This is a genomic window from Candidatus Phyllobacterium onerii (genome assembly GCF_028331445.1).
Lineage (GTDB): Bacteria > Pseudomonadota > Alphaproteobacteria > Rhizobiales > Rhizobiaceae > Phyllobacterium > Phyllobacterium onerii.
Map to the genome: position 1 here is coordinate 364846 of NZ_JAQMHX010000002.1, position 12861 is coordinate 377706.

The following is a 12861-nucleotide window of genomic DNA, read 5'->3' on the forward strand; positions in this document are numbered from 1 at the left end:
GACAACATCGTCTTTGTCCGGCTTTGCTGTCCGTTGCCCTTGGCTCGTCCTGCGTGGACGGCAAAGCTGAAGGGCAAACGTCATCGCAGGCGCGCCGTTCCGAACTTGGGCTTCAGTCCGATTTCAGGATCGGTCGAAAGTCTGATGCATACACGGCAAAGGTCTGAAATCCTTTGGCAAAGGGCCGCCGGTGGAACAAAGCTCAAGGCCACAAGTTGTGGCAGCCGAAGGGAACGATTTCCACAAGGGAGAGTCCTCATGAAACGGATTTTGCTTGCCATCACCATGGTGCTGGCAGCCTCGGGAAGCGTCCTCGCGCAGGACTCTGTCGTCATTGAAGTTCCGCAGCCGGCGCGCGATTACGTCATCGCTCATCCGACCGATCCGGTGCTCGTCGAGGGTGATATTGCGGTTGGCACTGCAGTACCAGCCGACGTGAAAGTAGTGCCGATCCCCGACAGTCCGGACTACGGCTACATCTACGTGGACAAACAACCGGTTATCGTGACGATGAAAGACCGCAAAGTTGTTTACATGTCGAAGTGAGTTGGCCGTCAGACAGTGTTCTGGCGACGTGGCTGATCTCTACTATCAGCCGTGGCTGGGCCGCATGATCTCCAGAGAGGGGGTGGCCAACCCAAATTAACAAGACGCGCCATTTGAGCGGGGAGCGGCGCCTCACGGACTTATAAATCCCGCCTTTAACTTCAGACGGCGGGCCGGACATCATATCCTGCCCGGCCGCCTCTTATTGTGTGAAAAACTCATCCGACCTGAAGCGGCAGTTCCACCGGTTAGAGCTGCCGAGGCCAGTGCTGCCGAATCGTATTCTTGGTTCTGACATCCCGTCGAACTAGGCTTGGACCTTTCCGCCAGCGAAGCCCGGCAACGGCCAAAATCAAAACGCCGCTTGCGGAAAATTCCAAAATTTCTTCCAGGGTCGCCGCTTTGTACGAAGGTATGAGATCGAGGATCACGGCGCTCGCAAGCATGCAAATCGCCAGTAGCAGGCGGAACTCGAACGTTCTTGCAAGGATGTACCGCACCATCGCCTCTGCCTCCCGTCGAAACCGCAACAGAAGCGCGACCGCAACGGCCAGGAGTAATACCACACCGATCATCGCAACTAAGATGCCCGCGGAACCCGCGTCTCTGATCGTACGAAAGACAAGAATGACAATATCGTGCCCGCCGTCGAACTCTCCGCCACCTTTCATCTTCGGCATCTGGACATGAAAGATGCGGGCCCCGAAGCTGATCTCACTGAGGAAGAGTACCAAAGATAGCACGCCTGTTCCGATCAAGAGGCACCTGTCAGTGAAGGTCAAGGAGACATTCTTGAGAAAACCTGTATTCAGCGCGAGTAGCGCGGCGACCGCAAAACCCGCAGCGCTCAAGTCTTCCACGAGCCCGTCCTCGACTAGCAAATTCGGTGCAGACAGGCCTAGCATGAACAACAGGAATACGATTGCGCCCAGCACAGCGACAAACGCTTTATTCTCTCGGCTCATCATTGGTTCGTTCTCAAATTCGTCCGGCATTCATAAAACTGTCATAAATCTGTCAATCTCATGGCGCGCGCCTCGATGTTGATCTTTGGCGCATTCCTGCTTGATTTGTATGTGTCCCAGTTGCCCGGCAGTCCTCTTGTTCTCAGGAAAGCAATCTACCGAACCGCTTCAGTACGATCCGCGAGACGCGCATATAGCGGGAATGGTCTTGAGAATAATTGATATCCTTCGGAAAAGACCAGTTTTCAACGTAGTGCTTATCGAAAGCAATCCGTTCGTCATAATTGACGTCATTGCGCCCGCTGATCTGCCACACACCAGTCAGGCCCGGGCGCGATTTGAAATAGTATGTTGCGGCGGAACCATAGAGCTCGATCTCATCCTTCACTAAGGGACGCGGCCCAACCAGACTCATCTCGCCGCGAAGAATTTAACCAGCTGAGGTCATTCGACGAGGCTCAATTTCCGCAACACGATGCCGACAGTGGTGACGCGTGGATCGACCTGCAGCTTTCGCATCGCCACCCATTCTGCGTGTGCCTGCGGATTTGCAGCGAAATGGGCTTCAAGGACGGCATCACCGTCTGTAACCATGGTACGAAATTTGAGGCAATAGAACGCATTCCCGCCGCGCCCGATGCGGCGATGACCATAGAAAACAGGTCCACCATCCGACAACTTAACCAGACAGAGCAGTATAAACAGCGGGCTGAGGAGGAGGATGATGCTGGTAACAGCAACGTAGGCGGACGCTATATGATGAAGGATGCCAAAGGCCGCACAATCATCAACCGCACGGCGACATCATCGGATCAGTCAAGATTGCAATCGGTCGCCCGCTGAATGTTGTTCGATTCGATAACCTCGTTGCTTACCACAGCTCATCTCTGTTTCCTGCACTTTGGAATGATCGATCCGACATCGCTCACATAAGTTGGTTTTCGTAACCTGCGTCGCGCAATGCCATGGCGGCTTGTGTCCGGTTTGTCACGTTTAATTTCGCAAGAATGCGCCCCATATGATGTTTCACAGTCTTTTCATGAAGATCAAGTTTGAGCGCGATCCGTTTGTTGCTTAGTCCCGCCGCGACAAGATTCAAGACCTCATACTCGCGACGAGTGAGTTCGCCGATAGGATCAGTTTTGCTGGACAGGCTGGACATCGACGACATGTCCGACAGCAACCGGGCCGATAGGGCCGGAGAAACATATCCCTCGCCAGCTGCCACAGTGCGGATTATGTCCGCTAGCGCTCGGGAGCCAACACCTTTGAGGACATAACCTTTCGCGCCGCTATTCAAAGCCGTGGTTACATGGTCGCTTGTCTCTGAGACCGTCAGCATAACGATCTTCTGGCCGGGAACGGCATCGAGAATCGGGGAGATTGCTTCCAGACCTCCTCCCGGCATGGAGATGTCCATCAAAATAACATCTGGAGTTTGCTCCTGAGATATGCGGATTGCGTCCTCTCTGGTGCAGCCTTCGCCAACAATCTGAAAATCATTGATTTCGCCTAGGCTACGCTTGACACCCTCTCTGAATAACGGATGGTCGTCGATCACCGCCACGCGTACTGCCATCACGCTTGCTCCATTATGTTGATGTTCAGCGACATTCGCACCTGGGTGCCACGGCCCGAAGTCTCTATGGTGAAACGGCCCCCAAGGCTTTCGACCCGGTCCCTGAGACCAGCAAGTCCAATGTTGGCACGGCTAACAGCCTTAGGATCGAATCCAGGCCCGCTGTCCGCGACATCAATTATAACGCACTCGTCCCGCAAAGTTTCCGTAACCCGTTGATTGATGCCTCCGCCATGACGGAATGCGTTGTTCAACGCTTCCTGGACGAAGCGGTAAATACAAATTTTTGCCGGAGGTTCAAGCTGCAATGGCGCGCTCGACATCGATAACTCAACACGCGACCCAGTTTGAAACTCATGCGCCTTGACGGCCCATTGCAAGATTTCCGGCAAATCAGCGGCTTCGATATGCGGCAACACAAGACCATTGCAAATATTTCTGATTTCACGCATCGCCTCTTCAACACTGTCCTTGATCGCCATGACTTCGCGCTCACGCGTATTACCCGGCACGGCCGGATCAATCAGGATATCGCTGTCTAAGCGAAGCGCGGCAAAGGCCATGAGTTGCGCGGGCCCATCGTGCAGATCGGCCCCTATCCGCCGGAGATAGCTTTCATTCAACGCTGCGGCGCGTTGAGAAGCGCGTTGAACACGGGTATGTAGCGTTTTGTTTTGTGCAAGTAGATCGGAAAGTTCCCTGACCCGCTGCGTTAGGTCCCGGCGTTGGTGGTCGATTGTCCTGCTCCCGCGAAACACAATAGCTGACAAGACCAGAAAAAAAGCCATCGTAAAAAGCGCCACGGCAAGCCAGCTGCGCAAACGTGCCTCGTCCAGGCTGTGCTGAAATTCGTCAGCTATCTCATAAAATTCCGATACGGCGACCACTTTTCCCGACCAAGGTTGCAGGACCGGATTATAAATCTCCAAAAGCGGCTTGCCGCTCGCCCGCTCAGCTTCGCTTTCCACGTCGTCAATTTGGTTGAAATTGGCCACCATCCTGCCGGCAAATGCTGTTTTTAGATCGTCGTTGACGACGAAACGCTTTCCCATGAGCCTTTTGTCATTCGAATAAAGAATCAGCCCATCACTTCGCCAAAGTCTGAAGGATATGAGCCTGCTTCCCAATGCCCCCTGTCCCAGCGTTTCATCCAGCGCATGGGTAACGGTATCGTCCAGTATCTGGTTGGTTTGCATGTCGGGAAGGATGGGCGCGATCACGCTGTCCACATATAAAGCGGTGGCTGCAGCGGAATTACGCGTAACGGTCGTTTCAATCAGGCCGACCACAAAAGCGCCGACCAGAATCATGGCGCCCATTGAGACCAGCCCTCCAATCAACAAAAATTGCCTTGCAAGAGACTGGGAATTCCAGCGCGCCAGTACGTTCATGGGAACATACAGACGTTCGGCCTATGAATGGGCTGTCTCGGCACAGCAGGATGGTGTCGCGCTTGGCCATTTGATCGAGGCGACATCCGAACATCCTGTGGACACCACACTACCGATGCATGCATGGTCCTATCCGTTCGGCTTGACTCGTGTTGGAACGGCCGATTGCGATTATGGTTCCTTCCGGGAGGCCATGCGGCCCGATATGATCGGCCTGATGACGGTCCGAACAAATTCTATATTTCCGTCAGCCCGTGACAGTGATGAACCGCATCTCATCGAGGCGCACGCCGTCCCGTCGCAGAGCGGATACGACTTATGCCACGCCGTCGTCAGACCTTGGTCTGATTACTGGGGGGCGGATGTTTGGTATGGAAGGGGCGATGATAGAGGATCTGTTCGTTCTGGCCCATTGCCAGATTCGAAGCGGCCTCGATCTTCTGCGTTGCGTTCGCTCGATTGTATCTTAGCGAGGTGATTTACTGGCCTCTATCGAGGGTGATTGAAGGCTTGCCGGCAATATATTGCCAGATCCGGTTAACGACACCATTTGGGTTTTATTTATCGATGCTGGGGGCGTCCGCAAGGTTACTTCTCTCAGACGTGTAGACGTAGCCAATGCCGTGCAGCATCACCTACGACCAATTTGTTTGGGAGTTATGCGCATGGAGAGAGCTATACACACAGGAGGCCTTGGTCCCGCAAAGTCGGCGATATTGGTCGTTGAGGACATTCAGGCGAGTATTGGTGCTCAATCGGATGATGAATTTCCCTTCTGCCGTTCGAGCGTTCGAAGCTTCCGTCGCGGCGAGGTTATCGCAGGGCCCGGTCTCCTCGTGGATATGTTTGCTCGCGTGCAGCGAGGGCTGGTCAGCGCGAGTACAATGTTGTCCGACGGCAGGGAATTCATCGTCGAAATGATTCCGAAAGCAGGGATCATCGGCGAGCTCGAGGTCTTGCGCGGGGAGATGTTAAACCTCGAATATCGCGCCAGTTCGGATTGCGAGTTGCACTTTTTCAAAGGTCGGTTGCTGCGTGAAAGATATGCAAACGATCCTGGTTTTAGGGCGAAAGTTTTTTGCAGAACATTGGCGCGTGTTGCCGAGCTCGAGCGCCGGATTATTGCAAACGCGGGGTCGTGCTTGCAGTCCAGGCTGGCCAGCACGCTCCTGCGGCTCTCCACGGCCCACGAAAGGGATGGCCCGAACAGTCCGGAGCTCGTCATCTCGCAACATGACCTCGCCGCAACGCTGCCGGCTTCCCGCGAAAAGGTCAATCAGTGTCTGCGACGCCTGCGCGAGCGCAAGGTTATCGACGGAGCGCAAGGCAAGATCCACATTCTCAACCGCAAAGCGCTGGAGGCCTATGCCGATGGCGTGCTTCGCTGACGTAATCACAAATTGCCACCTTGTATATTCGAGGCAACCTTCAAGGCGCCGCGGATCCGTCAGGCATTGATCGTTCAATCACCAGAACCGGCAGGTTTTCGCTGGTAGACGTGGATGTAGTCGACCAGTAGAAACGACGGATTCGGCGTTTCATCGATCGGCCAACCCGATCCGAGCGCAAGGTTCACCAACGGATAGAATGGGGTGTGAAATTCCTTTGGCGTGTCGAAACTCCATATGGATTTACGATCGAGGTAAATGGTTGATCTGTCCGGTGAAATCTCCACGCCATAGGTATGATATGCATCGCTCAACGTCCCATTCTTGACAGTTGCCCAATGGCCGCCGGTGGTATTCTCGCCGCCCTGGCTCTGACGCCAGATGTGAAAACCACTGCTGAATTCGTACGGCACGCGACCGTAATATTCCAATACGTCTATCTCCGCGATATATTTTGACCGGTCGATACCAATGAGCCAGAAGGCTGGCCAGACTCCCTTGCCTGGCGGCAGCTTCATACGCGCCTCGAAGTAACCGAATTGCTGCGCGAACCCCTGCCCTTTCGGGTTCGTCGAGGCCAGGAGGCCCGAGCGCCATTTTCCATCGGATCCTTTACGCGCCTCGATGCGCAAGATCCCATTCTCAACGGTGAAAGGAAATCCGTCGGCGGGGTCGGTGAAACGGGCATCGCCAAAATCTCCATTCCAGGGCGTGTGAGCAATCCAGCGCGAGCCGTTCTCCCCCCAGGCCGAGACATCGAGCTTGTCGAAGTTCTCCTCGAAGGTCATTTGCAACGCATCAATATTGATCTGCTCTTGAGCCGCGCTTGGCTGCGCCAGAAATCCTGATAAATCGAGCGCGACGAGCAAAATGAAGCTCTTAACAAATCTGCAATACATTCTGCTTCTCCGGAAATGCGAAAACAACCGTCGGATTCGTCTGAATTTCGGTCACGAGGTGAGAGCCCCGCTTCTTCGTGGCAAAATTTTCTGAACGACGATGGTCTCGAGGCCATCGGGCCTCCCAACGATTTGCCAAAACAACAGCGCGGAGACCCAGAAGATCGTGACCGCAGCCCCGCCGCAGAAGGTCAAACCTAGGATGAGATTGAGGCCAGGAGGCATGGCACCAAGCACCGGCTGCACGCACAGCAGGAAACCGATCATCGGCAAACTCGCAGTCAGCGGCCTGAAAAAGGCATTGAGCTGAGCACCGAATGTCGCGCCGATCAGGTGGCGCGTTATGACGAGCGATGCAGCATAGGCGACAAGAACTGCCACAATTCTAGCGGCGAGTGCCCCCTCAAGCCCGAAATAGGCGATTCCCAGGATCGTTACCGGCACTCTTATGGCAAACTCGACGAACATTCTAAGTGCGACATAGCGGGTGTTGTCCATGACCATAGCCAACGCCGGCATTATGCTTGCGGGAAGACCGATCAGGCTGACGAGACACAGCCATTGGAGAATCGGAATGGCAAAAGCCCATTTCTCGCCGACAATGCTGCGCACGACCGGATCGGCAAGCAGAGCGAGGACCAAGAGGACCGGAGCTGCGACCAGGGTGATTGCGCTTGTCGCTTTTAGATACGCGGTTATCAGCTTGCGATGATCGTCGACATTGGAGAAGGCCGCCATCAAGGGGCGCATCAGCGGCCCTACAAAGGTCTGGTGCGGAATGCCGGCGAGATTATCCGCCACGCTGAAGGCACCGAATGTCGACAAGCTTGTAAAGCGCGGAAGAAGCAGGCGATCCAGTTGCCAGTTGAAGGAATTCAGGATCTGCGCAACCGTGTTCCAGCCAATCATGTCCTGAAAATGCTTCCACTCCGAGAAAGTTAGAGTTGGGCGCATCGGAGCAAAGACATATGAGGTGATCGCTGCCGCCAATGGGCCTGCAACCGCCCCGATCGCCAGCCCCCAATAGCTGCCGGTCATCAGCGTTACCCCGACCCCGAACAGGAGCGTCGATGCCTTGGCAATGATGTCGAGCGCAAACTCGCGTCTGAAATCAAAGCGTTGCATGAAGATAACCATGCGCGGGCTGATCAGGCTGCGCATGGCCGGTGCGAGGGAGAGGACGGCGACAAGTGAGACGAGCCGAGGATCATGATAGATAAGCGCAATCGGCCAGGCGACGATCACCATCAAGAGGCTGATGGCCGTCCCCCTGAGAACACTCAGCGTGAACGCCGTGGCAAACATCCGGTCTGAAGGACATCGCTGCCGTAACAGGGCCTGGGTCAGTGGCAGGTCCAGGATCGCCTCGACGACGACCAAGACCGAAGTCGCGATGGCAACAAGTCCAAAATCTGCCGGACTGAGAAGCCTTGCCAGGACGAGAAGGCTCACGAAATCGAGCAGTCGTGCGAGGAACTTTCCGCCGAGGGTCCAGATGCTCGCTGTCGCCGTACTTTGCGCTACGCTTGACACGGTTCTATTCCTCGTCGACGGAGTGTGGCCAATTAAATCGAGTTGGGAAGACGGGATAGTCGCCGCTGCGGGTCCGTTTGGTCACCCTCACGGTGTTGGATACGTCGAGAGGTCGCCACCCTGTCAAGGCGCCGTTCCGAGCGACCGCCTTCGGAAAGAGCCGGCGGACTGGTCACTGCGCCCGGACAACTGTTGCTCAATAAGGGCGTTCAGGCGCTCGCGGAAAACCGTGGAGGAAAACTTCAAGGCATGGTCGCGGATCGCGTTCGGTTCGAAATCGTCCTCGATCTCTTCGAATGATACCAACGTCTCCAGAAGAGCTTCTTTGCTCTGTGGAGCAAAGCGAAACCCGACATGGGGTGAAGAAACGGTCTCCCGGGCCCCGCCAGCGTCGAAAGCCAGAACCGGCCGTCCCGATGCCATGGCTTCCACCGGGAGAATGCCGAAATCCTCGGTGCCGGGAAAAAGCAGAGCGCGGCATCGCGACAGATGATCGCGCAAAATTGGGAAAGGCTGGTGCCCGAGGAATTGAACGGTGGGTCCGGCAATCGACTTGAGATATGCCGCCTGCTCTCCCTCGCCGATCACTATCAGTTTCCGGCCGCTCTCGGTGCAGGCGCGAACGGCAATATCTGGTCGCTTGTAGGCCGTCAACTGCCCCGCATAGAGATAGAACTCGCCCTTTCCCCTCCCCACGGCAAAGTCGTCAGTCGCAACGGGCGGATGAATAACGGCAGAGTCCCGGTCGTAGAAGCGTTGGATGCGGTTTGCGACGTAGCTGGAGTTCGCCACAAAGACATCGACCCGCGAAGCGGTTGTCACGTCCCAGGCACGTAGCATCGGTGCCGTGATCGACATCAATGCCCGGCCCAGCCACGGAAGACCCAGCCGATACACGTGAAACTGATCCCAGATGTAACGCATCGGCGAATGACAGTAACATATATGAAGGGCGTCCGCGCGCGTGATGACGCCTTTGGCCGGCCCGGATTCGCTCGACAGCACCAGATCGTACTCCTGCAGATCGAACTGCTCGAGCGCGAACGGCATCAGCGGTAGCATCTTCGTGTAATGCCGTTTCGCACCGGGAACCTTCTGCAAAAAAGACGTGCGGATATTGCGCGTCTTGAGAAAATCGCTGATGCAATCCGGATTGCAGACAAGGGTGAAGATGTCAGCCTGCGGAAACATGCGGCAAAGCTCTTCGACGACTTTTTCGCCGCCACGCATCGAGACAAGCCAATAGTGCACGATGGCGACGCGAAGCTGCCTGGTATCGCTTTTGCTGCCGGTCTCGACGGCGCGGCGTTTCGTCAGAACCGGCGCTTCAGCCAGAAATGCTACGGCTTGCGGCAGAGAGGTTGTTGCTTCGAGGGTCAACTGAGTGCTCCTTGTTTCATCACCGCGTCCGACGGCCCGGGCATTGCGCTTGTGAAATCAAGCTGTGGTATTGTGCAAGAAGGGCGTCACGCCATTCTTCATGGGTGGAGGCGAGGTTTGGCGCCAGCCGGAAGCCACGCTCGCTCATCCGGCGAACATCGTGCTTCGGCATCTTGCGAAATGCCGTCAATGTATCGGCAAAGCCGCGCTCGTCGGTCGTGTCGCAGGAAAGCGCAATGCCGGCGCTTTCCATCTCTTCGGCCAGAAAGGCGCCTCGAGACATGATGACGGGAAGGCCGCTCGCGGCCGCCTCCAGGGCGACAAGTCCGAACGGTTCGGGATAGCGCGAGGGCATCAGCAGCGCGCTCGCCTGGTGAATGATCTGGCCGATCAGCGCGTGCGACTGCCAACCGAGGGTCCGCACCTGATTTCCGGACGCCGCCACCTGCGGCATTAGCGGCCCGTCTCCGATTATGCAAAGTCTTGCGCCAGCTCTGCGCGTGGCGGCCACCGCGTCTTCCACGCCCTTCTCCTCGTCCAATCGTCCGATGAAGACGAATTCATCGTTTGCTTCTGCCTCAACGCGTTCGCTCGACAACGGCGCGACAGGATTACGGATCGTCGTCAGGCGTCCGGCCCGATAGCCCGCACCAACGAAGAAGCCCGCCATCTTCTCGTGCAGCAGGACTATTTTACCGAAATCGACCTGATTGCGCAGAAGCCGCATGACATTGGAGCCGCGGGCAACCCGCCATAATTTGTGCGCATAGTTCCTCTTGTCGCAGGCGGTGGCGACGCAGCTCACCCCGAGTGGACGCCGAAGACAAACCGCCTGCGCCTGATAGTCAAAGAAGGCGCCGTTGGGGCAAGCGGCGAAGAAATCGTGCGCGTGAACCACACATCGCCTCGCGACCGGCGCCAACGCCTTGAATATCGCCGGAGACAGGATCTTGGACCAGCCGTGGACGTGGTAGCTTGTGTTCGGTGTGTCGTTTGCACGGATCCACGTCGCCATCATCCGAACGGCACGGACGTTGTGGATGCCCGAAACAAAAGCCTTCGCGCGCTCGGCGTTGACCAGATCGCGGCTGTTGAGCGGCACGATGGAAACCCCAAGAGCAGCGAGCTCGGCGTTGGAACCATCGTCCCCGCAAATATACGTCACCGGGATGTCGAGGCCACGAAACAGTTTTGCCGACAGTACGGACAGAGCTGTCGCGCCGCCTCTGGCGGTCGAGTAATCGTCAATGATGACCACGCGATCAATCCTTGGACGATCGGGCGCACACGCCCGCTTCGATCCGATGGGATAACAGCCTGTATTTCCGGCAAGTCCGATGGGATCGGGAAATAAAGGGCGCATCACTGCAACGTCGTCGCGCCATAGGCATAGGCCTCCAGCGCTTTGCGGTTGAGAATGTGAATCTTGCCTTGAGCTGCGTCGATTACCTTACGCTCGCGCAGGCGTCGCAGACACTGATTGACCTTTTCGCGGGAAGCCGGCAGCGTTGCGGCGAGGTCATGTTGCGAAATTACAAGCTCGTCGCCGTTGTTGGCCGCGTCTCTGCCGTAGACCGAGGAGAGCCGCAAAAGCGTGCTGGCCAGCCTCGACTGCAAGCACGACCCCGCGTTTGCAATGATGCGGAGCTGCAGCTCCGCAACACGCGCCAACGCCCTGGAAAAAACTTTCTCCTGGAAGCGCGGATCGTTGGCACACCGTTCGCGCAGCAAGCGACCTTCGAAAAAGTGCAACTCGCAATCCGAACCGGCGCGATATTCGAGGTTTAACATCTCCCCGCGCAAGACCTCGAGCTCGCCGATGAGCCCTGCTTTCGGAATCATTTCGACGATGAATTCCCTGCCGTCGGACAACATTGTACTCGCGCTGACCAGCCCTCGCTGCACGCGCGCAAACATATCCACGAGGACACCGGCCCCTGCGATAACCTCGCCGCGACGGAAGCTTCGAACGCTCGAACGGCAGAAGGGAAATTCATCGGCAACCGAAATCGCTGCGTTGGCGAGCCTGTAATCTCGTGTTTGTGAAGCGCCCTCCATGGGCTTAACTCCCCCCAAATAAGTCGGTTGGCTCTGGTGGATGCTGCCGTGCATCATATGTATTGCCCTGATTTCAGGGGCAAATAATTGCATGCCCTTCGCAGGCACCGATAAATAGAAACGTTAATAAAAAAGAACAAATGTGCCTTTTGGACCTTCTTTGGCAATTTATCTCCCGTATTTTGCCAAAAAGTGATCGAAGGCATCTATATTATAAGCCACTTATAGGCAATTCTACTTAAGTGCCTAATCATTACGATCTAAAATTTAGAGAGCTACGCCTCAATTACCCTCTCATTAGCATAAAAGGCTGTTCATTATTATGACCTCGGTCACAGACAACCTGGTTAAAGCGCAGTAACAAGCTTCGTTGGTCCTAACCGGAATTTGGGGAGACGACCGATGACGTGGAAAGCACAGGGCATTGAAACTGGCCAATCCTGGCCAGGCATTGAAAAGCTCCAGCGAAGCGGTGATTCTCGTGTGTCCCGACCCTATGCCATCGGTAGATCGTCAAAGCGCGCGATAGATCTCATCATAGCGACCATGGCTTTGGTGTTGCTCTTCCCGCTTCTCCTGATAGTCGCGATGATCGTCAAGCTTGCTGACAGGGGCCCGGTTTTTTATTCCCATACCCGGATCGGCTTTGGTGGGGCCATTTTTGGATGCCTCAAGTTTCGCACAATGAAGACTGACGCAAGCGCTCAGCTCGCGCAATTGCTGCGAACCAATCGGGCGGCACGAACCGAATGGGAAGAGACGCGCAAGCTCAAGAGCGACCCGAGGGTCACGGCCGTCGGCGAGATTCTCCGAAAATCGAGTATCGACGAACTTCCCCAGCTGATCAATGTCGTACGCGGTGATATGAGTCTCGTGGGACCACGGCCGATCACGGCCGAGGAGTTACCGCTCTACGGCGAGCATATTTCGGCTTACATGGCGGGCCGCCCGGGTCTGACAGGCCACTGGCAAACCAGTGGCCGCAACGATGTCAGCTACCAACATCGGGTTTGTCTCGATGTTCACTACCTGCACAACTGGTCGATAGGCCGGGATTTTGTCATCATGGCGAAGACCATTCTCGTCCTGTTTTCGTGGAAGGGCTCGTATTAGCCATGATCC

11 protein-coding genes and 2 pseudogenes are annotated in these 12861 nt (G+C 55.9%); 4 read left to right on the forward strand and 9 right to left on the reverse strand.

The annotated features are described in order from the left end of the window. The first annotated feature begins 258 nt into the window (after nucleotides 1-258). The gene (locus PHA01_RS07405; RefSeq protein WP_271894285.1) at nucleotides 259-546 is read left to right on the forward strand and encodes a DUF1236 domain-containing protein; all 288 of its coding nucleotides are present in this window, start codon (nucleotides 259-261) and stop codon (nucleotides 544-546) included. Between the two features lie 248 nt (nucleotides 547-794). Here PHA01_RS07405 and PHA01_RS07410 read toward each other — a convergent pair whose 3' ends face one another. After that, the gene (locus tag PHA01_RS07410) at nucleotides 795-1541 is read right to left on the reverse strand and encodes a hypothetical protein (RefSeq protein ID WP_271894286.1); all 747 of its coding nucleotides are present in this window, start codon (nucleotides 1539-1541) and stop codon (nucleotides 795-797) included. 138 nt (nucleotides 1542-1679) lie between these two features. Beyond that, nucleotides 1680-2234: pseudogene (locus tag PHA01_RS29230) on the reverse strand (sugar transferase); the annotation flags it as partial. Here PHA01_RS29230 and PHA01_RS07425 point away from each other — a divergent pair. Beyond that, the gene (locus tag PHA01_RS07425; RefSeq protein WP_271894442.1) at nucleotides 2124-2354 is read left to right on the forward strand and encodes a hypothetical protein; all 231 of its coding nucleotides are present in this window, start codon (nucleotides 2124-2126) and stop codon (nucleotides 2352-2354) included. The pseudogene PHA01_RS29230 and the gene PHA01_RS07425 overlap by 111 nt on opposite strands. Nucleotides 2355-2436: 82 nt before the next feature. On the opposite strand, the gene PHA01_RS07430 is transcribed toward PHA01_RS07425, so the two are convergent. Together PHA01_RS07430 and PHA01_RS07435 are read right to left on the reverse strand one after the other, a co-directional pair. After that, on the reverse strand, nucleotides 2437-3090 hold the full coding sequence (locus tag PHA01_RS07430) for a response regulator (RefSeq protein WP_271894289.1): 654 nt from the start codon (nucleotides 3088-3090) through the stop codon (nucleotides 2437-2439). Then, the gene (locus PHA01_RS07435) at nucleotides 3090-4481 is read right to left on the reverse strand and encodes a sensor histidine kinase (protein WP_271894290.1); all 1392 of its coding nucleotides are present in this window, start codon (nucleotides 4479-4481) and stop codon (nucleotides 3090-3092) included. Before PHA01_RS07435 ends, PHA01_RS07430 begins: the two co-directional genes overlap by 1 nt. 665 nt (nucleotides 4482-5146) lie before the next feature. Here PHA01_RS07435 and PHA01_RS07440 point away from each other — a divergent pair. Continuing rightward, nucleotides 5147-5869 carry a Crp/Fnr family transcriptional regulator gene (locus PHA01_RS07440; RefSeq protein ID WP_271894291.1) on the forward strand — a complete coding sequence of 241 codons (723 nt, stop codon included), beginning with the start codon at nucleotides 5147-5149 and terminating at the stop codon, nucleotides 5867-5869. Nucleotides 5870-5943: 74 nt separating this feature from the next. Here the strand turns inward: PHA01_RS07440 and PHA01_RS07445 are convergent, their stop codons facing one another. The 5 genes and pseudogenes from PHA01_RS07445 to PHA01_RS07465 form a co-directional block, all read right to left on the reverse strand. Then, nucleotides 5944-6768 (reverse strand): glycoside hydrolase family 16 protein, encoded by an 825-nt coding sequence (locus PHA01_RS07445; RefSeq protein WP_271894292.1) that lies wholly within the window; start codon nucleotides 6766-6768, stop codon nucleotides 5944-5946. A 51-nt stretch (nucleotides 6769-6819) separates the two neighbouring features. Beyond that, complete coding sequence (locus PHA01_RS07450) at nucleotides 6820-8301, reverse strand: lipopolysaccharide biosynthesis protein (protein ID WP_271894293.1); 1482 nt, start codon at nucleotides 8299-8301, stop codon at nucleotides 6820-6822. A 123-nt stretch (nucleotides 8302-8424) separates the two neighbouring features. Then, a complete protein-coding gene (locus tag PHA01_RS07455; RefSeq protein WP_271894294.1) occupies nucleotides 8425-9681 on the reverse strand; it encodes a glycosyltransferase family 4 protein in 1257 nt (418 codons plus the stop codon). After that, nucleotides 9678-11047, reverse strand: a pseudogene (locus PHA01_RS07460) (glycosyltransferase family 4 protein). The gene PHA01_RS07455 and the pseudogene PHA01_RS07460 overlap by 4 nt, the downstream one beginning before the upstream one ends. Then, the gene (locus tag PHA01_RS07465; protein ID WP_271894295.1) at nucleotides 11044-11739 is read right to left on the reverse strand and encodes a Crp/Fnr family transcriptional regulator; all 696 of its coding nucleotides are present in this window, start codon (nucleotides 11737-11739) and stop codon (nucleotides 11044-11046) included. The pseudogene PHA01_RS07460 and the gene PHA01_RS07465 overlap by 4 nt, the downstream one beginning before the upstream one ends. A 402-nt stretch (nucleotides 11740-12141) precedes the next feature. Here PHA01_RS07465 and PHA01_RS07470 point away from each other — a divergent pair, with 402 nt between their 5' ends. Then, nucleotides 12142-12852 carry a sugar transferase gene (locus PHA01_RS07470; protein WP_271894296.1) on the forward strand — a complete coding sequence of 237 codons (711 nt, stop codon included), beginning with the start codon at nucleotides 12142-12144 and terminating at the stop codon, nucleotides 12850-12852. Nucleotides 12853-12861: the final 9 nt, after the last annotated feature.

Bases quoted from the DNA above. Each gene is read 5' to 3' on its own strand.
- PHA01_RS07430 (WP_271894289.1), bottom strand. From the start codon at position 3,090: ATGGCAGTACGCGTGGCGGTGATCGACGACCATCCGTTATTCAGAGAG.
- PHA01_RS07410 (WP_271894286.1), bottom strand. From the start codon at position 1,541: ATGCCGGACGAATTTGAGAACGAACCAATGATGAGCCGAGAGAATAAA.
- PHA01_RS07470 (WP_271894296.1), top strand. From the start codon at position 12,142: ATGACGTGGAAAGCACAGGGCATTGAAACTGGCCAATCCTGGCCAGGC.
- PHA01_RS07465 (WP_271894295.1), bottom strand. From the start codon at position 11,739: ATGGAGGGCGCTTCACAAACACGAGATTACAGGCTCGCCAACGCAGCG.
- PHA01_RS07405 (WP_271894285.1), top strand. From the start codon at position 259: ATGAAACGGATTTTGCTTGCCATCACCATGGTGCTGGCAGCCTCGGGA.
- PHA01_RS07440 (WP_271894291.1), top strand. From the start codon at position 5,147: ATGGAGAGAGCTATACACACAGGAGGCCTTGGTCCCGCAAAGTCGGCG.
- PHA01_RS07435 (WP_271894290.1), bottom strand. From the start codon at position 4,481: ATGAACGTACTGGCGCGCTGGAATTCCCAGTCTCTTGCAAGGCAATTT.
- PHA01_RS07445 (WP_271894292.1), bottom strand. From the start codon at position 6,768: ATGTATTGCAGATTTGTTAAGAGCTTCATTTTGCTCGTCGCGCTCGAT.